Here is a 23734-nt window from a genome sequence, read left to right as displayed (position 1 = left end):
TATTTACAATTAATTACGCCACTTCCACAGCTACAAATTGGAAAATTACTAGAGGTATTTATTAAATATTGGAAAAAAAGATTTCTATGTCTGCTCAACTTCAATTCAAGGGACGCGTTTACCTTCTACCGTTAATTGCTATCTTGTTGAATATTGCTTCTTGCACTGCCAATAATCGAAACATCAACCGTGTTTCTCTTGTAGGTGCTGGGGCAAGTTTTCCCGCACCTTTGTACGAACGCTGGCTTTCAGATTATAACCAGCAAAATCCCAATATAGAAATTAATTATCAAGCGATAGGAAGCAGTGCTGGAGTGCAACAACTCATTGAAGGTACTGTGGACTTTGCAGCTAGTGATGTAGGAATTACAAATGAACAAGCAGCTAAGATAAAACGGGGAGCGATCGCTTTACCCATAACTGCCGGTTCTATTGTACTAGCTTATAACCTTGCCAAATTACACCAGTCGCCTCAAGTCAATCTGTCAACTGGTTTAAAACTACCACGCCAAGTTTACGTAGATATCTTCCTCGGAAAAATTACGAATTGGAATCATCCCAGAATAGCCGCAGCTAATCCAGGGGTAAATTTGCCCAATTTACCGATTCAGGTTGTACACCGAACTGATGGTAGTGGGACTACAAGTGTATTTACGCAACATTTAAGTGCGATAAGTTCAGAATGGAAAAGCAAAGTTGCAGCAGGTAAATCTGTAGCATGGCCAGTAGGAATTGGTGGAAAAGGTAACGAAGGTGTCACCGCCTTAATTCAACAGATTCCAGGAGCTATTGGCTATGTAGAATACGTCTACGCCAAACAAAATAAACTTCCTATGGCTGCTTTGGAAAATAAATTTGGTAATTATATTACACCGACACCAGAATCTGTAGCTGAAACCTTAGAGGCAGTGAAATTACCCGCTGATAACTTGATTGCTTTTATCACCGATCCTAAAGATGCCCAGTCTTATCCCATCGTTACTTACACCTGGCTTTTAACTTATCACCAATATCCAAACCGAGTCAAAGCTCAAGCGCTGAAAAACTTTATTGATTGGGCTGTGATTGACGGACAAAAATCCAGTTTGGAACTGGGATATATCCCTTTGTCTCAAAAAGTTGTGCTTCAAGTGCAATCTGCTGCAAAGAAGATTGGAGAATAACTAATAGTCTGTCAAGTCAACAATGCTTAGAGTATTCCAAGTTTTAGAATCTTTCTCCTCTCTGCGTTCTCTGTGCCTCTGCGGTTCGTTCCCTTATCCCTCAAATTTAATGAGACAGACTACTATTTTTTAGTTTAGAGTAGGCGATCGCGTTATTTGATCAACCTGAGTAAAAAGTCCTGATTTTATTCGCCTAGCGTCTCGTAGAGAGGACTTTAGTCCTCACTACAAGCCAAAGTTTTTATTATGGATGCTTATGATGACGCACTTCAACCACGGTATGTACATTACCGCGAGGCGTGAAATCTGCTTTCACAGTGGCTTCCAACGGATCGCAAGCAGCTACAAAATCATCCAAAATTTGATTGGCAGATTCTTCGTGGGAAATATAGCGATCGCGGTAACTGTTAATGTAAAGTTTAAGCGCCTTCAATTCCACTACTCGTTCATCAGGTATATATGTAACGTAAATTGTCGCAAAGTCAGGATAACCAGAAAAAGGACATTTACAAGTAAATTCCGGCAAAGTAATGCTAATGTCATATCGCCTCCCCACACGCGGATTCGGAAAGGTAATTAGTTTACCTTCTGCAATCTCGCGTTCGCCATACTTCATTTCTTGGCTTGCCTGGGTTACACTTTCAGATAATTTGTCAGTTGTCATTTGTCATTAGTTATTTTACTTATCTTTACGCCCTTTTAGTAATTTTATTCCTAACTCCCCATTCCCCACTCAATACTCTTCCTTCTCCCAGTCTGGACAATTTTCATCTTCACAACCGTGGGGATGCATGGCACAAACTAACAAATTACCACTATAAACTTGACCGTGGTAGTGAGTACAACCAATACAGGCAGGATTTTTTTCAGATGTGGGTTCAACTGAATAAGGAAAACCTGGATCTATATCTGTTACAATGTCTTCCAGTTCCCAGTAAGCTTCAAACATTGGTTCAGTCAAATCCTGTAAATACTGATCGACTTCAATGGCAATGTTAGGGACTTGCTCGGTGATTTCTTCCGTTAGCTCAAAAAAAGCGTCTACCATTTCACTCATTCCCAGGAAGAAACGCTCTACTTCATCAGCTACTGTTTCAACGATCTCTACTAAATCTTTTTGCCACTGTTCCATAAACTTGACACCTTTGCAGGCTATAAACAGGACGCTTTGTGTTTTCTGGCTTAAAGAGCTAGAGTACACACTAAGCAATGTATCTTATCAAGTTTCTATCTGAAGTGCCATGTCAAACTGCCACTTCTTACTAATATTTCGATCAAACAATTTTTTTTATTGATCGCGTTGCAATCTTTTTAACTCGTTTTGCAGGTCTAGCACTTCTTGCCGTAATTTTTCCGTGTTATCATCACTTGATCCCTCTTTCACCGTTGGTTCTTCATCTTCCTCTAAAATTTCAATGCGGCGAGGTTCTGAAGGAGGCCTTTTCTCAGAGCTTTCAGCAGATGGTTGGGATTGTTGGGCTTGCTTCATCATATCTTCAACGAAGCGGCGGGCTTCTTCTGTGTTCATTTCGCCCTTTGCGACCATTTCATCTGCCAGTTTTTGGACTTGCGATCGCACTTCGGCTAATTTTCCCCCTGCTTTCTCACCTGCGTAAGAAGCTAATCCAACACCGAGGTAAAAAGCTTTTTGAACAATATCTCCAAAACCAGCCATTCTCCCTGACCGCTCCTACAAATAGGGCGACCCGGAGACTACGCCTATCACAAGCCTCCCGTGTTGCTGCTACCTTCCGGTTCTGACAAGATTTGGGTGTTGCGATCGCATAGATCCAGGTCTTCTAAAAGCATAACATTAAAAGTCAGTAATGTGTGTGTTATTCCATAACAATCCGCCATTCATAAAGCTGAAAGTTGACGCAGCCGTGTTTCACCAATGGGTCATTAGCTACAATTGCTTCTGCTTCCTCCTTTGAGGCCGCCTCAAAGAGTAACATTCCGCCTCTTTGCTCTGCCCAATAGCCTGTTCGCGCTTTGTGTCCTTTAGCAATCAAATCCTGAATGTAGGCTTTGTGGGCAGGTACATATTGGTCAAAGGTAGGTTTATCGACTTTCCCTTCTTCAATCTTGACAAACCAAGGCATCTGCTTGTTATCTCCTATTGCTAAGGACTTTCTGCCTCAACCACCTTCGGGTGGCACTATAAAAGTAAGACTGTAATCCTCAGTCTGCTTCATTTAGTTGGCATAGTGATTTCCCAAATTCCTTGATTTCCACCATATTCTATAACATAAATTTTATTGCCGATAATCGCAGCGTCAATGGGATTACTAAAACCTTCAACAATGCGGGTAGCATTCAATTTGTAGTTAGTATTTCCTACTTTAGTTAACTTTAAATGCAGTAGGTCTTGACCAGCATCTTTAAAAGGGCCTGGTAGTGTTTCGCCAGTTGGGTCGCCTGTTGTAAAACTCAGCATGAATCCATCTCTGTTGAATTCTGGACTCATTACTCCTTGTGTATCAAAAACCAAGCCTAAAGGAGAACGGTGTGCTGAAAAAGTGCTTATACTTTGCCCAAGAACACTAGCGTCTTTGATTTTTCCATCTTGAGGATCGCGGAAATTGTCTGCGTCCGGCCCAAAATTAGGAATTGGTTCAATTAAGTTTATAGGCCGAGCTGGAAAGGTTGGATCGTTACGAAAGTAGCCCCTTTGGACAGCGTTAAAATTGGGGCTTAATAAAAGGTCTTTGGTAGGATCATAATTGGGAAATTGTTGTGGGTTGTCTGTTCCGCCAATCCGCCAGGGAAAGCCGTAATTACCACCTGGACGAAGCCAATTTAATTCTTCTGACATGTCGCGATCCGGGCCATTTTCTGTGCCAAATAAATCCCCATTGGGCGCAAAGGTCATATCAAAAGTATTACGTGTTCCTTCTGCAAAAATATAGCCAGCTGTCTTTAAAGCTGCTCGATTGTTTGGAAGAAAAATATTTTTGCCATTAGTAGGAAGACGGAGTATACAGGCGGTTAATCCGACTTCGCGAGTATTAGGATATAGCCCATTAACAGACTGAACCTCACCGTGATCGGTACGAGAACCGCTATTTACATAGATAAAGTTACCATCCGGGCTAACAACCACGCCGTTGAAGCGATGGTCATAGGCTGTTTTGCTTTTGGGATAGCCTGCACTTTTAGCTAAGATAGACCAGACGCGCTGTTCTGTACCCGACTTAATTTCGCCTTTAACAATAATTCCTTTGGTCTGGTTATTCACAAGGTCTGCATTGCCCACCAAATAAATTGTGCCGTTAGGGCCAATAGCCATACCTTGAGTCTCACCTAGATTATGATCGCTAGAGGTGTACAAAAGTGTACTATTAGACAAGCGTAAATTGACTCGATAAATGTCACCATTTTCTTTAAGGTAATAGAGGGTATTGTTTCGTGGATCTTTTACAATCCGAACAGAAGGAGAGACTGATAAGGTATTCGTAATATTGCGAATCTGAATATCAGGACGCAGGGCTTTAGGTGCAGCATTTACTCCAGTTGCACCATAATTTAATAGAACTATTGTAAATAACAGCGTTTTAGCAGCAACAAAGTAGCTTTTGAGAGCAAACTTGCCAATAAATCTGCGTTGCTTTTGGTTGGATGAGTTAATGCTATTCATTATTGCGTTCATAAAAGAGTCAAATGATTTTTGTTGCTAAATATTTTTGAGAAAGGAAACAATTTTAGAGATTCTGGGTTGAAATGAGCAATGGGTACTAGTACCGCAAGGAGGAAGTTAAAATTCAAAAGTCCCAGATAATTCAATACGCTTGGGTTAAGGAAAATTGTAGGTTGGGTTAAGCAAAGCGCAACCCAACAAAGCCCTGAAAATGTTGGGTTTCGTTCCTCAACCCAACCTACACATTTCAAGGTTTTTGGCGCTAACCCAAGCGTATTGCCACATAATTGTATTCCGAGCTTCTTGTGCCATTTGAAATGGTATATTTATTTTTACCGTGCTGTACTAGCTTCTAAATAGTCTTTTGTTAGGGAAGGGAGACACATGGTCGTATCTCTCTAACTAGCAGTAAGAGTATCTTTCAATCAGCCTTATAATGCAGTAATTCCTTGAGTTAACAACGTTCTTATGCCAAACTGACTTCTAGCGTATAAGGAGCAGGGTTGCTATCACTAGAGCCAGAGAAAGTTCCGCCATTTTGGGGGAAGAAAGCATATTTACTCACTGAAATTGAGTAGGTTCCAGCACCCAATGAAGCGGTGATTAATGATCCAAAGTCAGGGCCACTATCGTCGTCACTTTGCAGTAAAATTCCAGCATTGTTAAACAGTCCGATAACTGTATCATCGGTTGTCGCCGCAGTGATAGTCACAGTCCCTGGATTTGCTAGAGAAAATGTAAAAAAGTCGAAATCGGGATTGTCTCCCGGTTGAACTGTTACTAACTCACCTGAGAGATTAACATCTAAGCCTGATGATAGAGAACCTAATTTTTCAGCACTAGCTAGTGTATTGTTTGTAGCTTGTCCAGGATTTTCCGGCTCATAGAAAAGGAAATTGTCACTCTCAAGTTTAAGGTTTAATACTCCTTGCACAATACCTATGATCTCATCTGGCTCTGCTCCAGGTTTGTCTAAAAATATTTGTGTATTGGCTCCAACAGATTGCAAGCGGTAGTTTTCTGGCAAGCCTTTTAGTTCTATTCTATCTTCACTAGTATTGAAGTCAGTAATAGTAGCCAAGTCCCCAAAACCAGCATTCGTAGTGTTTTTATCGTCGTAGAAAACATTTGCAGCGTCCCCAAGGACAAATGTATCTAGCCCAACGTCGCCAGTTAAAGTATCAGTCTCCCCTAATCCAGGTGAAAGGGGACTACCAGGGAAAACACCGATGAGGATGTCGTTTCCAGGCCCGCCATTGACTACATCATTACCAGGCCCGCCCTGTAGACTATCATTGCCCTCGTTACCATTGAGGGTATCATTGCCATTGTTACCATCTAGCGTGTCATCGCCTGCTCTCCCATTCAGAATGTTGTTAGAAGTATTACCAAATACTATGTTATTAAGACTGTTACCTGTCCCATTGATGGCGCTACCTTCCCTCAGTCTCAGGTTCTCCAGATTGGCGCCCAGTTTGTAGGGGACAGAAGACCGGACAGTATCTATTCCTGAATTAGTAGCCTCGGTAATGGTGTCGCTAGCACTGTCAATGACGTAAGTATCGTCGCCTACTCCCCCATTCAAGCTGTCACTACCCAAGCCACCATCAAGTGTGTCATTGCCAATTCCACCGATTAAACTGTCGTTTCCCGTCCCGCCAAATAGATTATCATCACCATCTGCACCATTTAGGGTATCGTTACCAGACAAACTATTGGCATTACCACCATTAGCCCAACCATATATCGTATCATCTCCTGATGTCCCATTTCTGGTGTCAGGATTTGTAGTGCCGAAAATAACTGCCATATTATTATTCCTAAAATGTCTAACTTCGGCCTCAGTCACAGAACTTTTTATAAGTTCAATGTAGATTACTTAAAACTGTAAGTTTAAATACAGTTATTTTTGTTAACCTAATTAATACAAATATTACTTAGAAAATATTAATTATTGATTTGGTTAATTATTGATTAGGCAAATGGTAAGAAATTGGGTGAAAATTGATTTTAATTATTTTCCCATATTTAACTTACCTGTAATTACTTAATTAACATGAACTAAAAGTTACGTCAACTTCTTTACCAAATCTTAAAAATTTAATCTTTTGGATTTCTAATACTGTTAAAAATGGTTATAAATTTTAATTAAGTCTGTGTTGAAACTTCCTGTTTTTTTAGAAAAAGTTGCAATATTTTTCAGATAAATGCAATATTCTCGTTAAGTTAGGTTTCAATATCGTTGTTATTTTGTAAAATTAATATTTTTCTATTAAAGAAATACATTTAAGAATACATAAGTTAAAGTTATATATTGTCAAGAACGTTTTCGAGCTTAATAACACTTAAGCTTTACATAAATTTTATATAGTAGTCCGCTTTAATTTTTGAAATTATTTGCGTATACAGGGAGTAGGGATTGGGGAAGAAGCCTTTTCAAGGTGTGATGAGAATGAAATAGCCCTGCTTGCTTCTGACTTCTTCTCAATACAAAATTGACGATTCCCACAAGACTTATGTGTAAATGGTAGCAAAGGTTCTGGGTATTACTACATCTGTACTGTAGTTCATAAGTAATTGGCTTCCACCTTGCTTCCCAGGATGACGCTAGCTAAACAAGCGATTAAACTATGGATAACATCAAGGAATTGTTGTTTTTAGCACCACTTACATAAATTTAGTTGCATTGTTACATTTAAAATCTCATTCTGCTATATAAAAAACCTATTATGTCAGTGTATCAAGGAAGTTGTGGGGAGACCACCGATTTAATTATTGGTGTTCACAACCAAGAAAACCTCGAATTACAAGCAAATTCTGCTCCTGTGGGTGCTCTTGCCACAAGACAAGGAACTTTTTCTACGTTTCTTGCTCCTCTGACTCAAGATACTTTTAAACAGGTCGTTCAGGATGTCGAGCAAAAATTACAGATTGTTCATCAAACCCTGTCAATGCTGGATTCTCAGGGATTTGAAACTCTTCTGCAAGAAATGTTGCATTCGATTACCTTGAAAACCGGGGAATTACTGGGGGCAGACCGGACGACGATATTTTTATTGGATGAAGAAAAACAAGAACTCTGGTCGATTCTGGCTGAGGGGGAGGGCGATCGCTCTTTAGAAATTCGCATCCCCGCCGATAAAGGCATTGCTGGGGAAGTCGCCACCTTCAAGCGAGTTATTAATATTCCCTTTGATTTTTATAACGATCCGCGATCGCATTTTGCCCAAGAACAAGAAAAAAGAACTGGCTACCGCACCTACACCATGCTGGCTTTGCCATTATTGAATGAACATGGACAGTTAGTTGCGGTAGTGCAATTATTGAATAAATTAAAATGTGGGAATAATCCCGATGTTCCACTTGCAGAGCGCATTGATACCAAAGGTTTTATCTGTGGTGACGAACAATTATTTCAAGAATTTGCCCCATCGATTCGCCTCATTTTAGAATCCTCGCGCTCTTTTTATGTAGCCACTCAAAAACAAAGAGCAGTGGCGGCGCTGATGAAGGCGATCAAGTCTCTATCTCAAAGCAGCCTCGACTTAGAAGACACCCTGAAGCGGGTGATGGATGAAGCCAAGGAACTGATGAATGCCGATCGCAGTACACTATGGTTAATAGACCGCGATCGCCATGAATTATGGACGAAAATCACCCAGGATGATAGTTCAACTAAGGAGTTACGAGTCCCTGTAGGTAAAGGCTTTGCTGGTATAGTAGCGGCTTCTGGCAAGAAATTAAATATTGCCTTTGATTTGTACCACCATCCTGATTCTGATACTGCCAAACAACTCGATCAGCAAAATGGCTATCGCACCTGTAGCTTGCTTTGTATGCCAGTATTTAACGCCGATCAACAACTGATTGGCGTTACTCAATTAGTAAATAAAAAGAAAACAGGTGATTTTCCACCTTATAATCCAGTTGATTGGCCCAAAGCTCCTGACTGCTTCCAAGCTAGCTTTGACCGCAACGATGAAGAGTTTATGGAAGCTTTTAATATTCAAGCGGGAGTAGCGCTGCAAAATGCCCAGTTGTTTGCCACGGTTAAGCAACAAGAACAAATGCAACGGGATATTTTGCGTAGTCTTTCCAATGGAGTAGTTTCCACTGATAAAGCCGGGTTAATTATCGCCGCCAATGAAAGTGCCAAGCGGATGCTAGGACTGAAGGCAGAAGATCGTTTAGAAGGTAAATTAGTTACTGATGCGATCGGCATCAAAGAAGGTGACTTTAGCAAGTGGTATCAGGATGCTTTACATGCAGCCGACTTAAAAGGCCGCCAGCAATATTATCCCGATCGCACACTCCTAACTACTGGTACAGAACAGCACAGTATCAATTTATCCATTAACACAATAGCTGATGCTAGCGATCAAGAGCAAGTCCGGGGGGCGCTGGTAGTGATGGAAGATATCAGTGATGAAAAGCGGCTCAAGAGTACGATGTACCGCTACATGACCCAGGAATTAGCCGAAGAATTGCTGAAATTAGATGACGCTAAACTAGGAGGCGATCGTAAAGAAGTTTCGATTTTATTTTCCGATATTCGCGGCTACACCACTTTAACGGAAAACTTAGAAGCAGAAGAAGTGGTGAGTATGCTTAATGAATATTTTGAATCAATGGTGGAGGCAGTTTTTAAACATAAAGGCACTCTTGATAAATATATCGGCGATGCGATCATGGCTGTGTTTGGTTCTCCCTTACCATTAGAAGAACACGCTTGGATGGCAGTGCAAACAGCCTTAGAAATGCGCCATCGTCTGCACGAATTTAATCAACGTCGCTATAGAGATGATAAGCCTAAAATCAAGATCGGCATTGGCATCAATTCTGATACCGTGATTAGTGGGAATATCGGCTCTAGTAAGCGGATGGAATTTACTGCCATTGGCGATGGCGTTAATCTTGGCTCTCGATTAGAAAGTGTCAGTAAACAATATGGTTGCGATATTATTATTAGCGATAACACTTTTAAGCCATGCCAAGATCAGATTTGGGCTAGGGAACTAGATTACATTCGTGTTAAGGGTAGAAACGAACCAGTAGCCATATATGAATTACTGGGTTTGCGTTCCAACCCGATTGAAAGCGAAAAATTGCAAGTAATTGAGCATTATCACAAAGGGCGCGAGTATTACCTCAAGCGCCAGTTTTCCTTTGCTAGAGCCGAGTTTGCCAAAGTTTTGGCAGTTGATAACTATGACAAAGCTGCTATGTTGCATCTATTGCGTTGTCAGCATTGGTTACAGTCATCCCTAACAGAATCAGATTGGGATGAAGGTGTGTGGACGTTTCAGGAAAAATAACTGGTCAACTGCCCCACCGACTTTTCAGTTGGGGCTTGTACCAGAAGGTAATGTGGAGCATACTAGATTACGCTTTAGATGCGGATTGGTATCACTCTATAAGCTCGCCCATATTAAAATCTATTCTTATCCAACCTTTGAGTCTTCGTAAGTTGTCGAGAATGAGTAAGGGAATCTGCCAGTGATGTACCATCAGGAAGGGTAAGGGATCGCTCACCTCAAAAATTGCTTCTTTCCCCCGCTTGATGTTTCTTAACCAGGTTTGCAGTTGCTTAAACGATCTAATTTCATTCAGCCGCCAAACTTCGTGGTATAGCCAGTAAGTTGGCTTACTATCAGCAAGAGGTTGCAAAGATTCAGCTAGAGGCTCTTTACCAAGATAGGCATCCGCTACTCCTGGATGATTGTAAAACATAGTAATGGCGGAGTGAGTACGGGGGTTACACTCAATCGCGTAAACAGTTCCGTCTTCTGCTTGGATGAAGTCAAAGGAAAGTTGCCCGGTTTTTCCCAGTTCTTTGGTAAAATGACTCGCCCATTGCATAATTTCTGGGCGATCAACGTTTTCGTAGTTGACTTGAAAGGCGGATGATTCACAGCAGCAGTACATTCTTGACTCTCCATCTCGCGCGGTAGTGTGAGTACAGTATTCCTTTCCAGGGATAAATTCCTGCATAATCCAAGGATTTTTCTCACTGATCGGCAGACTATTGACAAATGCTGCTATTTCTGATGGTGTATCGCAAGGTAGCTTGGTGAGATTCAAGCGACGTATTTGATCGTAGGGGATGCTTTTAAGAATGTATTTGCGCTTCTCCTGAGAAAAGTCAAAGTTGATTACTTGTTCGGGATCGGTAATTTTGAAGGATTTGGGGACAGATAAACCGAACGATCGCGCTGTTTCAGAAAAGGCAAACTTGTCATCCAGGATCTTTATGACATCAGCATCGAAGTGGAAAAACTCTACAAAGTCTGGTAATGGTGGCTGGCCTCGATCGTAGTGAATGACGGAAAAAATCGCTACCGGGATAAAAAAGTCGATCTTTTCTGTTTTAGCGATCGCGTGTAGGCTTTCAACATAGCCTTCTAAGTCTTTGCTTGGATCGGGAACGGTATAAAAGCCTGCAACAGAGTTAGAATATTTATTACCACTTGACCAGAATTTCTCAATGTCAATTATAATAACCCGATGCCCAGCAGCATGAAATGAACGCGCTAGCTGAAGGGTTTTAGTCATTCTCGCGCCACCAATCAAGATATTTTTGGAATTGGGGTTGACTACAATTGACTTACCGAATGGTTGCTTAACAAAGTTCCACAGTAGCGATGTTAAGACAACAATGCAGTTTAAGGGAAATGCCAGTGCTAGTAATACAAGAGTGCCCAAGTTTTGGAACACTACAAAAATATGCTTTCTCATAGTTAGAATTTTGACATGATAGTGGAATCAGTGGCTGGTGCATAGGAAGAGGTTAGAACAATTCGCAATTCGCAATTCGCAATTACGTTTTGCGTTAGCGAGTCTGCGAGCGTCCGGGGATTTAGACCCCGACCCAAAACGCGCTGCCTGTGGAGGCAGGGGACTTAAACCCCCCAAAGTTCGTTAAAGAGACAAGGAGATGCGATCCTGCTCTTGCTTCCTTTTTAATGATTTAATTCATTAAGTCTTCATTCGTGAGCAAGCCAATAAATAGGCTTATTATCACTCAGGGGTTGCAGAGATAGAGGTTTTATATTTTATGTCTTCTCCAAACTGTATGAGTTTGCCGATGCAAAAATCAATCCTCACCCAAGTTCTTAAGGAGCGCAAACTATCGAGTAATAGTAAAGGAATGTACCAGTGATGTACCATTAAGAACGGTAGTGGGTCGTTTACTTCAAAGATTGCATCCTTTCCTCGCCAAATATTTTTAAACCACTTTTGCAACTGCTTTAACGATCTAATTTCATTAAGTCGCCAAAGTTCGTGATAAAGCCAATAAGTAGGTTTACTATTACTCAGGGGTTGCAGAGGTTCAGATGGAGGCTCTTTACTAAGATAGGCATCCGCTAAACCTGGATGGTTGTAATACATTGTAATTGCCGAGTGAGCGCGAGCGTTGCACTCGATCGCATAAATCGTTCCATCTTCCGCCTGAATGAAGTCAAAAGAAATTTGTCCAGTCAGTTGTAGTTCTTTGACAAAATGACTCACCCACTCTTTAATTTCTGGGCAATCGATGTTTTCGTAATTGACTTGAAAAGCAGATGATTTGCAGCAGCAGTGTACCGTTAATTCACCATTTCTCACCGTACTATGAGTACAGTATTCTGTTCCGGGAATAAACTCTTGCAATATCCAAGGGTTATCTTTACTAATTGGCTTACTTTTAACATGAAGCGCCATTTTTTCGGGAGACTCCATTGGTAGCTTAGTCAAATCCAAGCGTAAAACAGAGTCATAGACAATACTTTTGAGAATGTACTTGCGCTTTTCGTTGGCAAAGTCGAATTTAAGAACTTGTTCGGAATCTGTAATTAGAAAGGTTTTCGCAACAGATAGCGACACTGAGCGGGCAATTTCTGCAAAGGTAAACTTGTTATCCAGCATACTCATTGTATCAGCATCGAAGTGGAAATTTTCACAATAGCCTGATAACACTGGCTTGCGCTCCGAGTCGAAGTAGCTGGCAGCAAAAATACCTACCGGGACAAAAAAATCTATGTTTTCTTTTTTAGCGATCGCCCGCACGGCTTGAGTATAGCCTTCTAAGTCTTCTTGCGAGTCAGGAACTATGTAAAAGCCAGCCACAGAGTTAGAAAATCGATAACCACTAAACCAGTATTTGTCAAGATCAAATAAAATGACTCGATGCCCAGCAGCGTGAAACGATCGCGCCAGTTGAAGGGTTTTGGTCATTCTACCACCACCGATCAAGATATTTTTAGGATTTTTGTTCAAAACCACAAGATTAGCATTCGATCGGCTGAAAAAATTCCACAGCAGCGATGCAAGTACAACGGTGCAGTTAAAGGGAAATGCGATCGCTAGTAATGCAAGAGTACCCAAATTTTGGAATATGGCAAAAATCTTCTCCCTCATAGTTGTAATTGTGACATGATATATGCTTAGTTGACTCAAATAATCTACATTCGAGTTCTATTACTTGTCGCTAGTGAAGACCTTGTGCTATTCCAAGTCAGAAAAAAGCTAAAAAGGTGATTTGCCGGACATTAGATCGCGCTCAACGCTTCATTGATTGCCGTCATAAATAACTCATTTAAAGGAATTCCGGCTGCGTTCGCCGTACAGGCAATCACCGCGTTATGGTCAAAAATACAAAACAATCCGGCTTCTAAGAACCAAGGTTGTCCCTGTGGGTCGATTCGGAAGTCAAATAAACTATAATGGCGACAGCCCAAAGCCAAATGACACTTTTTAACTTCTTGCTGAACCTTTTGGACGATCGGATCGTTAATATCTACAATCCAACCTGGGACATAATTTTTAGCAGTTGAATCCAAGTCGCCCTCGATTGGAATTTTGAATTTGTCAGTATAGCTGCGAATGGGTCTGGTTTGCGCGTCTATCTGATACTCTTCAAGGGGTAAACCGATTAGCTCCCCATCTTTGACAATAGCGCCGCATCTGACTTCTCGACCGGCTTCAATGAATGTTTCTACAATTACTTCATCTGCAAATTCAAATGCTTTCTTCAAGGCAGCGTCAAACTCACTCTTTTCTTTGACTAAGGACACTCCTAAAGAGTTGTCGGCATTTGCGGGTTTGATGACTACTGGAGGTTTAATTGTCGGAACGTCTCCTTGGCGGAGCAGTTCTCCATTCGGCACTTTCACCCCTGCTGCTGCGACAATTGCTTTGGTTCTGGCTTTGTGGGCCGTTATTGCCATGACATCGGGAGTATTGCCTATATAAGGGATCTTAAGCAAGTCGAATAGGGCCCGGTAGTCAGTCATTCCAGGCAGACAAAACATTTGTGGCAACATAAGGTCAATGTTTTGCGCTGTTATAAACTGTATGGCATCTGATAGAGGCATCGGTTTAGCGACAGCAATATCTTCTGGACTGAGAGAGGAAGGAAATCGCCATTGGCCATCAACTGTGATGTATGCAATCAGAAAGTCATAGAGCGATGGATTTGCCGTAGCTAGCAGACAGCTTTCGGCGTAATTGCGTGACAACTGACAGTAAAAATCATTGTATGCAGATCCAACTAAATGAAGAATACGAAGTACTGGCATGATTCATCTTCTTAAGTACTGTTGTATTTTGTATAACAACTGCGATCGCAAAAAATAGCTTAAGAAGAGATGAGGAAGCAAGCGGAAATTATTCCTTCTTATCTTCTTCATCTCTCTGAAATTTAAGCCAAGGCTTAGACTTCTCTGCTGATCTCTCGATTACACAACTCGTCTAATCAGCGTTATACCATCTCGGATGGGTAACAGAACTTGCTCCACACGAGGATCGGCGGCGACAATACGGTTGAACTGAGCGATCGCTTCACCGTTGGCGGTGCGTTGTTCGGGTGGTAAGTAAACTTGTCCCTGCAACAACGTGTTATCCACGCAAATTAAACCGTCGGGAGTCAGTAAGCTACTATCCAAAATGGTCTGGAAGTACTCTACATACTCTTTTTTATCCGCATCAATGAAGATCAGATCGAATACTTCATTTCTGGCAACCAGCTTGTGGAGTGTCTCTAGGGCAGGTGCTACTTCCACAACAATTTTGTCGCCGTGGGGAGACTCACTAAAGCAAGCTTGAGCAAATTCAGCAACGTAGGGATCTACTTCGCAACCGATAAGTTGCCCATCACTTGGTAATGCTTCTGCCATTGCTAAGGCTGAATACCCTGTAAACATTCCTACTTCTAGAATGCGCTTTGCTTTGGTGATATGAACAAACATTTTCAATGTCTGTCCTTCTAGATGTCCTGAGAGCATCTCTTGCTCTAGTTGACGCACTGTTTCCCCATCGCTGAAGCGTTTGCTCCAGTCTTCAATGCTGGTTTTTTGCGCCAATGCTGTCAATGCACTCGATTCGGGGGTGGTGTAATCATCCAAGTAGGGATCTAAACCCACCGCTAATTGAACACCCTGCCGCAAAGAATCTAATATCTCTACGGGAATCTTGTTCTCTTCTGCTAATTTGAGGGTTTGCTGTAGCTGCGCTACTAAGATGCTGTGTGGCGTTATCGGTCTAGCTGTTTCTCGTCCTAAAACACTCGTCATATTTTCACACCCCTACTAGCTTGGCTTCTTGATCTTCAATATATGCGTCAATACCTTTTCCGCCACGGGGGTATTTAGCACAAAGACGTTTGTGTTCAGCTAAGGCAGCATCAAGTTCTTCACGAGTCAAATCGTTGGCAAAGAAGCACTCACCAATAGGACGAGGCATGGCTGCGCGTTGTTTGCCATCTCGTGTCAAGCTTATAGACTGGGTGGCATACCAGAGCAAATCCCCATCTAGTAGAGGATGATCGAGTGATAAACCGATACGACTCATCAAGTCTAGGATGCGATCGCGCTCTTCTGTGGGAATATAGCCCCGTTGTGCTGCAATGGTTGCAGACAAAGCCATATCTATATTGACTGCATGACCATGATATAGGGGTATCTGAGGTGCTAATTCTAGAGTAGGACTCCAAGTATGACCGTAGGCAATGACGCGATCTAGGTCTATTTCATGCAAGTTAGGAGTTTCTAACTCCAACATGGTTTTGATTGCCTCATAGTTGACTTTATGAGCAATCTCTTTAATTTCCGGTGTCGCATTCACATGTCCAAAGTGAGTGGAAAGCAGTTCTTCGCCATATTCGTATAGCAGTTCAAAGACTTCAGAGTTAGAAACTACCGCAATTTTTACCAACTCTGCCATCCCATTACGAACTTGAGCCGTTGGCAAGGTTTTCAAAAATGAGAAATCTAGGATCACTTTTAAAGGTGCATGATATGCTCCCAAGCGATTTTTTTCCTTACGATGATTAACTGCTACCTTAATCGCTACACCTGCATCGATTAAACCAATCAACGTGGTAGGAATGCGAATGTAGTTACTCTTGCGACGGTAAGAAGCGCAAGCAAACCCAGCCACATCAGTAATTAGACCACCACCGACGACTAAGACTGGTTCTTTACGAACTAAGCCAAAGTCGGAAAAAGCGTCAACAATTTTTTCAAACGTTGCCAGGGTTTTAGCTGTCTCTGTAATAATGATCGGAAATACTGTCAGTTCAATGTCATAGTGTCTAAAATATGACTTGATCTGATCGCCATAAAGTTCATGGACATTGGCATCAATTACAGTTAGACAGCGACCAAATTTTGCATAGCTATCTGCTATTTCTCTGTTTTTAATATCAAATGCACCGTTCACATAGACAAGGCTAAAATCGATTTTTTCGTAACCTTGGACGTGAAACGCAGATTCTGTAGCTTCAAATGATGCTTGAACTTTATTCATGTGTGTTGACCTTATTCCAATTAAAAAACTGTGAGATTTCGGTAAGAATTCCGATTTACCCTAATCTATGCCAGCAACAGATAATGCTCTTTATCGTTTGAGATTAGAGACATGATTAAATGAGCTTTCAATAAAAAAGCTTACTTATATTTCTGACTGGCAATGTTATTAAATAACATCATTCATTGGAGTAAATTCTGTAAGTGGGCTAGTCTCTAATTTAAGATAGCCTCTAAACTAGTCAAATAGTCCCTCTAGCAAGATTTCGCCATAATACTTACTTGCATTCTTTCTTTCGAGATTATTGACTTTAGTGAGAGGAAAATTTATCTTAATTGAGATTTATTCCACTATAGTTTATTAGTGGCTTTCCAACTGTACGATTCCGCAAAAATTCTAGCCTAGAAAACTTATTGTATCGTTGATCTCCAAGCTTAAATTTGAGATTAGAACCCTGATTAATCGTTAGTTCGCTGTTTTTTACCATTAGTATCAAACCTTATATCGCTAAACTCGTTTATTTTATTTGCTTCAGAATAACAGTGGACTTTTAGGAAGTTTATCTGAATTTTTATTAACTCCACGATGTTTATCTTTAGCAACTTTCCAACCATTAGACTTTGCAAAAATCCTATTTTAGTAAACTAATCATATTATCTATCTCCAGGTTGACATTTTAGATTCCAGCCATGATTAATTCTCAGCTAGCTGTTTTTTAGTTTTAGTCTTAAAACATAAAATGGTTAAAAACGAATATGACTCATTACACTCTATTCAGAATCGCAGTAGAATTCTTTTTTCATTCAATCAAGTTAATACTTAGTATTCAACATAACTACTTTGGTAACTCCTAAAAATTCAGAAGTTAAAAATATCTGAGTTATTAGTAACAAAACTTTAACTTTATTTAAAGAACGGTTATCTCTTAAAAATTTCTAAGTTTGCTTGAATTGCTCTTTAAAGTTCTAAATTAGACTATTTTAGCTTAATTTAGCTAATAATTTACCAAATGGTAAATTAAAATTGCAACACAAATCATAACATTAGACCATAGAAATCATAACATATGTAAATATATTTAAGTCAATCCACCATGCGAAGTGTACTGTATAACAATATTTTTTTAAAAAGTATGTCGAAAGATAGATATTTTCTAGAGAAGATGAAATTAATTCATTTGAATGTGATATTATCGAGGCTTTGCAAAATTAGTCTTGTTTAGAATCAAAATCTCTACTAGACTGGCTGGGGTTGCATAGTTGCAGGATGATTTAGCAACTTCCAAAATTCTCCCCCTGCTTCCCGTGTAACGCCAGCTTGCCCCAATTTATCTCACCGTTCTGCAACGCCTGAATGTATACATATATTGATATTGAAATTTTTTTGCTGACTTACGGAAGCGACAGTGGATGCTTCAGAAAGCAGAAGGCTGTAACAAATTAAGGATTTTGGCAATCAGTCTGTGTATCAATTTAAACTTAAATTTATCATTCCAGTTGCCGCGATCGCTTAACTAAGTCGGCGGAGAAATTTATAAATAGTAAAATTTGTACTTAGTAATAAAAAGTTTTATTTAAAACATGATTTACTGGATTAAGAACAAAGGTACTAGATTCTAAAATACTAGTAATGTATAAGTAAATTGATTTTGATTCTCAGCTATTTGCCATGAAATTTAATCAAGAGGTAGTTACAATTCACTGTGTACAACTTTGACAACTGTCCACAATAGTGTTGCATGTCTCAAGCTCATGGTAATATTATTTTACTGTCAGGAGATATTATTTTATACATAAAGTTTCAAACATGCTGAAACAGTTAGTTAGGTGCGCTACCTTCAAAAAAGAAAAATTATTTAAACCACCAAGGAAATCCACAAAAGCGCCAATGTGCCAAGCACAGAGCTTTTAAAATTCCGCTTATATAAGGTACTAAATAGCTCACAAAGTCCTCTTTGATAAATCATTAGAGCTAGCTAAGAACGTATAAAACCCTTTTGAAATGGCAAAAAATTAGACAAGAGTAAATATAAAAGTTTAGACACTAAGTCAGTTGTTTTTCGTGTATGTAAAAATATCGAAAAGCCAAATTTGTCTTGTCAAGAAGACATTAATATTGTGTGTTTTATTTAGATATTGATTTCTCTTTGTGGGTAGTTACCTATACAAAATCCCGATTTCATTGTCGAAAACTTAAGCTACCTCGACCAAATGAGGGAAACACTTAAATCTAAAAAATGATTTAGGACTGCTAGATCAATCTTGATTTAGTAATGACTCGATTCTTAACAACGTCAGCAAAAGTAACAGGAAAAACATGAATATTATTGTTCGTTTGGTTGGAGCGATCGCTCTCCAAATATCTGCGATCGCTACGATGTCTACTATGGCAATGGCTAATGACAAGACACCACAAGTCTATACCCAGGAGACTCTTGCTGCTTCTCTACGGAAAACAACGCAGAAGATTTGCTCTTTAGATCCCATTGATAATTTATTACCTCCAGTACAAACCAAGGCAAGTAATTCTTTGCTTTCTTACCTTGCTGAACAGGGTTTTATACAGAATCAAGAGGGTTCTTGGGTCTGTTATGTGAACGATCCTAAAAAAGAAGGGCGTTACTTTACCCTATTTAAGGTTAAACAAGTTGATGGCAGGCTCATAGCAAGTTCTTTTCTAGATGAAGGCAGTTTGATTCAGGGACAGGAAAATCGTAGTTTGGACTTCTTTATGATGCTCATTAAGCGTCATACGAATACTAGCCCAGAGAACCGTCAAGGTATACACAGGTATTTAGAAGCCTTTGTCTCCTTAGTAAAAGAAGGCAAAATCAAACCTACACGTCGTGGATTTCTTTTCGACCAACCCAACCGGGGATTGGTCTTATATCACACGCTCTCATCAGGAAATCTCAAAGGTACCGGAATCACAATCAACATTTCTTTACCTAAGAGTTGAATGAACTAGAGAGTAGGGAGTGGGGAGTGTAATGAGTATAGATGGGGATTCAAACCTCACTCAACTCGTAAAGAAATTTTCTCCCAATCCCTAATCCTAGCTAACAAGGATAGGAATGCTGTTTGCAGACTCGGTGAGTCTGCGATCTTGCTGCGACCCATTGGATTTATGGAGCTATTAATATCAACCCCACGGACTGAAAGAGGGGCGTGAACAACCAATGAAATTGCTGTCATTTAGTGGAGGTGCATCTTGCCTAAATCAATCGTTCAAAGAATTGCAATGCCATTCGTAGAGCGTTTGTCTGCGACACGCTACGCGAGCGTAGAAAAGGGGGTTCGGTTTGCGACCATCGTATTCTCATCTGTTGCAGTAGTACTTACTATGTGTGAGTCTAGTTTTGCACAGCTCAATATTGGACGCTATGGTATCCAACCAGGACTGGAGTATGAGTATCTCCAGTACCAAATCAATAACCAGAATCTGAGCCAGATGCGAGTCATTCCTGGATGTGATGTGGGATTTGGTCTGACCTGCAATAAAACTGGATCGGTAATTCAGCGATTACTAGATTCAAACGAGGGGACTAGCTATCAAAACCTCTTGATACGAGCAGCTGGTGGGGAAGAAAACTTCCAGAATTTCGCTAGCTTTTACGGTAACAATCCCAATCTTTCTGAGGTGCCTTACGCCTCATTTTGGAGAAACCAATCCCCCGCAATCATGGATAGTTCTCAATACCTTCTTGGACAACCTGTTGGTCGGAATCCAGTAGAAGGACTCGGACTTGTAACCAAACAGTTCTACTGGTCACCATACTCAGGAACCAATAACTCGGTTAGTCTCCGTAATGGATTACTAGACTTGAAGTTGTCATACGGACGACTACTCTTTGAGGAAGCCTCAAAAATTCCCAACATTAAGGAGCAGATTCAGTCTTTAGGTTTGTCCCCAGAGATGACGAATTTCTATTTGAATAAAATCTCTACAGGCTTGAATGCGTTGAATTCGGGAAATCCAAACCAACTCCAACAGAGGATTTTTGAAGTACTATCCTTTCCATACTCTGAAAATGGTGGGGAACTCGGACGTCCCATTAACGCGATTCCACAGGAATTTAGTCAGCTCTTGGGAGAAGATATCCCAGGAGATATATTGCTGAGTGATAATCCACTAGCATTGGATGGAGAAGTAATGGGCGTTGATACTTCCCCAGCCTCTATGGGAGATGTTTTGGTACAAGACAGTCCTGATTCCTTTCCACTCTGGCCAATATTCGGAATTGGGGGTCTTGCTTTAATTCTGCTTCTACTACTGAATGGCGATAATTCTTCAGCTCAAGCATCTGTTTCATCTGTTTCTTCAGGAAATGCACCTTTGTCTCTCACCAGCACAGGCGAATGCGATCTGACTCCCAGTGGTAATGCTCCCGATCACACACAGATCATTGAGGTTCCGTGTAATGTTACTCCTAAAACCCCTACCGAAGTGAAGAAGGTAGTGGAGCCATCAATGATCAAAGCGCTTTTATTACTAATTGTTCTACTATGCATAGTCGGTTACAAACACCGCTCTTTAAAAATCCGTAATTCATAATTCTTACAGCAGCTTTAATTTCTGTAAGGGTACAGTTATGATCATTGGTGTCAACTTAAGGTAAAAGTCATGTCTTGCTTGGAGCTGAAATTCCAGGCGGGTGAGGAAGCAACAGTTAAGCTATTTCTAGGCTTTTGTTGACACGTATGAGTAATACTGTGCCCCTACAGTGCAATTCTATTTACCTGGCGATCGCTTCGCTTGTAAAAGTATTCAGGACTTACGCAACTGGCAATATTGCGTAGGTTTTGCCTAAAAAATAACTCTAATGTAGGTTAGGTTGAGAAATGTAGACCCTTTCGCGGAGGGTCTGGTAGAATCGTCTTTAGACAACTTTCACTATTCGACTCAGAATTCATTCTGAGGCGGGCTAGATAACGGCTAGATGACAGACAATGAAATAGCCCTGACCTTAGTTGTCAAGTAATTCGAGCAAAAATACTTAAAAAAATAGAATTAATCACTGCCAATGCATGGGGCCATTTACACGCACTCCAAAAGCCCCACCTTCAGCAAAAACCCGCTACTAGATAAGCTGTCAATGCAAAATCATTGCATTCAAAACTTTTGTAATAAATATAACTTACAAAGTCGCATGAGTTTGATGTTCAGAAACTTTTAAAAGTATTTTTGCATATATTTTAACATAAAAACATCTAGTTGTAAGTCCATAATCTAATTTCTCCCCTTGGATATATAACTTAAAAATATAAGCAAAACTCTTGGCAGATATGACTGAAGTTTTATTTTGCTAAACCTATAATTAAACCCTTATAAACATTAGAACTTGATCTACTGAAAAATGTGTAGTGATTTGTTTATTAAAAAACAGATCAATAAACTTAAACCCTAAATATCGTTATCTTCCAAAGTTTTTTGATATTTACATCTCTAATATGGAATATTTATAACTTTGCCGCGATTTAGGTAAAATCAAGTCTTGTTTATAAAATTATGCTGAATTCTCTTCCTCGATAAATGATTATATATTCCTAAAGAAACAGTGTTGTCAACCTAATTTCGATGACACAGTAATAGTCAGGATATATTTCCAAATAACTAGTTAGTAAACTGGCTAGTAAAAATCGAGAGACTAAAGACATATAGAAGAGGTAAATAATATGTATCATTCTCAAATGTTGCCGACAAATGTAGCAACCAATAGTAACTTACATCAAGTAATCGTGAGTGAAGCAACGAAAGATAAAGCACAAACGCATGAATTAACTATTACTGATATAGTAATATCTTTATCTCCTGTTGGCTTTGTAATTAGTTGGATGGTTTTTTTCCTAATATTGCGAAAAATCCAGGCACTTTTAGATTATAAAATGGTATTTCCTGCTAAATCTTTACACAAACTTCCCTGTAAAAAATGTAGCTTTTATTCCAATAATCATTATTTAAAATGTGCGGTAAATCCTTCTATTGTCCTCACTGAAGAAGCGATGAATTGCTCTGAATATTCACCCAGTAAGAAAGATTCTTCCTCCAAAAATCCTTTTGTCTAAATAGAATTATTAATTTGATATTGCACGAGTAACAGAAGTTACATATTAAGTAAGTTCTGTGGCTGGTAACGCCTTGGTTCGGATAGCGATCGCTTGTCTTTTTCCGTCACGTTTATCTAGCTGTACCCTGATTAAGTTGAATTACTAACCAAGTGAGATAAGTACCGAAAGCGCTATATCTTCCTAATGTACCGCAACAGTTGAAGATGATACGTTACTACTTACCCATTATTCAGCTTAGTTTTAATTAATCTGTCTATAGATAGCTGCAATGTTGCGAGCATCATCAATGCCACGATGGTGTGTACCTTTTAATTCTATCCCCAACTCATTGAGAGCCTGTGCCATGCCAAATTTTTTAGACACACCAAGATATTCTGAAAACTCCTCTTTGATATTGATGTGTTCGGAACTAAAAAGATAAGGGAAATTATGAAACGCGCAATCTTGAATAAATTGCTTTTTATCGTAATTGCCCCAAGAACAAAAAATATGATTGGGAAATAAATAAATCCATTCTTTGAAACGAGAAATTGCCTCTATAAATTTTGGTGCTTTGTCAACATCTGGCTGAATAATACTAGTCAATTCGGTACAAAAACCTGTTAGTTGCGGATGTCTCACAGGTTGAATGAATTGCTGAAACTCGGAATCAATTTCCCAGGTTGTTCGATTGAGCATCACTGCACCAATTTCTATAATTTCCATTTCATGGCGGGGAATAGTCCCACTGTCAGAGCATGTAGCCTCTAGATCGACGATTAAATAATAGTGGGATATTTTAATTTCCATATTAGATATTAGTAATAAATTATAGGAATCGTATTTGATTTTTGAAATTATCTACGTGGGCGGGGAGTGGGGAGTAGGGAATAAGGAATTAGGCTTTTCGATCTGTACCGAGCTTTTTCATAAATCAAATATTAGTCCTATATATTTTTATTTAGGGGCATAGGGAATTTAGATTGATGAAAAAGGTTTAACCCAACGAAGGGGAGCATCCCATTTTTGCAGAAATACTGATTCATGAGTGTAGTATGGGGAGAACACAATACTTACTTAAACCATAGGCATGACCCCCGAAG

17 protein-coding genes and 1 other RNA gene are annotated in these 23734 nt (G+C 39.9%); 5 read left to right on the top strand and 13 right to left on the bottom strand.

The genetic code is table 11. The features are described 5' to 3' along the window. Nucleotides 1–86 precede the first annotated feature (86 nt). Nucleotides 87–1163, top strand: coding sequence for a phosphate ABC transporter substrate-binding protein PstS (gene pstS, locus V7K25_RS27465; RefSeq protein ID WP_335162490.1), 1077 nt, complete (start codon nt 87–89; stop codon nt 1161–1163). Between the two features lie 244 nt (nt 1164–1407). On the opposite strand, the gene queF is transcribed toward pstS, so the two are convergent. The 7 genes from queF to V7K25_RS27430 all read right to left on the bottom strand — a co-directional run bounded on the left by queF (nt 1408) and on the right by V7K25_RS27430 (nt 6610). Beyond that, nucleotides 1408–1827: a preQ(1) synthase gene (queF, locus tag V7K25_RS27460; RefSeq protein ID WP_335162488.1), complete on the bottom strand. Its 420-nt coding sequence runs from the start codon at nt 1825–1827 to the stop codon at nt 1408–1410. A gap of 69 nt (nt 1828–1896) precedes the next feature. Next, a complete protein-coding gene (locus V7K25_RS27455; protein WP_335162486.1) occupies nt 1897–2295 on the bottom strand; it encodes a hypothetical protein in 399 nt (132 codons plus the stop codon). Nucleotides 2296–2451: 156 nt separating this feature from the next. After that, complete coding sequence (locus tag V7K25_RS27450) at nt 2452–2838, bottom strand: phasin family protein (protein WP_335162484.1); 387 nt, start codon at nt 2836–2838, stop codon at nt 2452–2454. A 25-nt stretch (nt 2839–2863) separates the two neighbouring features. Continuing rightward, nucleotides 2864–2960: signal recognition particle sRNA small type (gene ffs / locus V7K25_RS27445), an RNA gene on the bottom strand. 38 nt (nt 2961–2998) lie between these two features. Then, the gene (locus V7K25_RS27440) at nt 2999–3265 is read right to left on the bottom strand and encodes a YciI family protein (protein ID WP_335162482.1); all 267 of its coding nucleotides are present in this window, start codon (nt 3263–3265) and stop codon (nt 2999–3001) included. 89 nt (nt 3266–3354) lie between these two features. Further along, nucleotides 3355–4800 carry a PQQ-dependent sugar dehydrogenase gene (locus tag V7K25_RS27435; protein WP_335162480.1) on the bottom strand — a complete coding sequence of 482 codons (1446 nt, stop codon included), beginning with the start codon at nt 4798–4800 and terminating at the stop codon, nt 3355–3357. 466 nt (nt 4801–5266) lie between these two features. Beyond that, nucleotides 5267–6610: a calcium-binding protein gene (locus V7K25_RS27430; RefSeq protein WP_335162478.1), complete on the bottom strand. Its 1344-nt coding sequence runs from the start codon at nt 6608–6610 to the stop codon at nt 5267–5269. Between the two features lie 919 nt (nt 6611–7529). Here V7K25_RS27430 and V7K25_RS27425 point away from each other — a divergent pair. After that, nucleotides 7530–10115, top strand: a complete 2586-nt coding sequence (locus V7K25_RS27425) for a GAF domain-containing protein (protein WP_335162476.1) — start codon at nt 7530–7532, stop codon at nt 10113–10115. A gap of 91 nt (nt 10116–10206) precedes the next feature. Here V7K25_RS27425 and V7K25_RS27420 read toward each other — a convergent pair whose 3' ends face one another. The 5 genes from V7K25_RS27420 to V7K25_RS27400 all read right to left on the bottom strand — a co-directional run bounded on the left by V7K25_RS27420 (nt 10207) and on the right by V7K25_RS27400 (nt 16584). After that, a complete protein-coding gene (locus V7K25_RS27420) occupies nt 10207–11535 on the bottom strand; it encodes an ATP-grasp enzyme (protein WP_335162474.1) in 1329 nt (442 codons plus the stop codon). A gap of 282 nt (nt 11536–11817) precedes the next feature. Then, entirely contained in the window at nt 11818–13197 is a 1380-nt protein-coding gene (locus V7K25_RS27415; protein WP_335162472.1) for an ATP-grasp enzyme, read from the bottom strand. Nucleotides 13198–13328: 131 nt separating this feature from the next. Further along, nucleotides 13329–14357: a D-alanine--D-alanine ligase family protein gene (locus tag V7K25_RS27410; protein ID WP_335162470.1), complete on the bottom strand. Its 1029-nt coding sequence runs from the start codon at nt 14355–14357 to the stop codon at nt 13329–13331. A 159-nt stretch (nt 14358–14516) separates the two neighbouring features. Further along, entirely contained in the window at nt 14517–15350 is an 834-nt protein-coding gene (locus tag V7K25_RS27405; RefSeq protein ID WP_335162468.1) for an O-methyltransferase, read from the bottom strand. Nucleotides 15351–15354: 4 nt separating this feature from the next. Continuing rightward, nucleotides 15355–16584 carry a sedoheptulose 7-phosphate cyclase gene (locus tag V7K25_RS27400; protein WP_335162466.1) on the bottom strand — a complete coding sequence of 410 codons (1230 nt, stop codon included), beginning with the start codon at nt 16582–16584 and terminating at the stop codon, nt 15355–15357. Nucleotides 16585–18900: 2316 nt separating this feature from the next. Between V7K25_RS27400 and V7K25_RS27395 the strand changes: the two genes are divergently transcribed. From V7K25_RS27395 to V7K25_RS27385, 3 genes are all read left to right on the top strand, one after another. Then, nucleotides 18901–19542, top strand: a complete 642-nt coding sequence (locus V7K25_RS27395) for a hypothetical protein (protein WP_335162464.1) — start codon at nt 18901–18903, stop codon at nt 19540–19542. 252 nt (nt 19543–19794) lie between these two features. Further along, the gene (locus tag V7K25_RS27390) at nt 19795–21138 is read left to right on the top strand and encodes a hypothetical protein (protein WP_335162462.1); all 1344 of its coding nucleotides are present in this window, start codon (nt 19795–19797) and stop codon (nt 21136–21138) included. A 1121-nt stretch (nt 21139–22259) separates the two neighbouring features. Beyond that, nucleotides 22260–22649: a hypothetical protein gene (locus V7K25_RS27385; protein ID WP_335162460.1), complete on the top strand. Its 390-nt coding sequence runs from the start codon at nt 22260–22262 to the stop codon at nt 22647–22649. 243 nt (nt 22650–22892) lie between these two features. Here the strand turns inward: V7K25_RS27385 and V7K25_RS27380 are convergent, their stop codons facing one another. Then, complete coding sequence (locus tag V7K25_RS27380; protein WP_335162458.1) at nt 22893–23441, bottom strand: 3'-5' exonuclease; 549 nt, start codon at nt 23439–23441, stop codon at nt 22893–22895. Nucleotides 23442–23734: the final 293 nt, after the last annotated feature.

This window comes from Nostoc sp., assembly GCF_036919495.1.
Taxonomy (GTDB): domain Bacteria; phylum Cyanobacteriota; class Cyanobacteriia; order Cyanobacteriales; family Nostocaceae; genus Nostoc.
The sequence above is the reverse complement of the archived record's forward strand: the minus strand, read 5'-3'. Positions and strand labels throughout refer to the sequence as shown.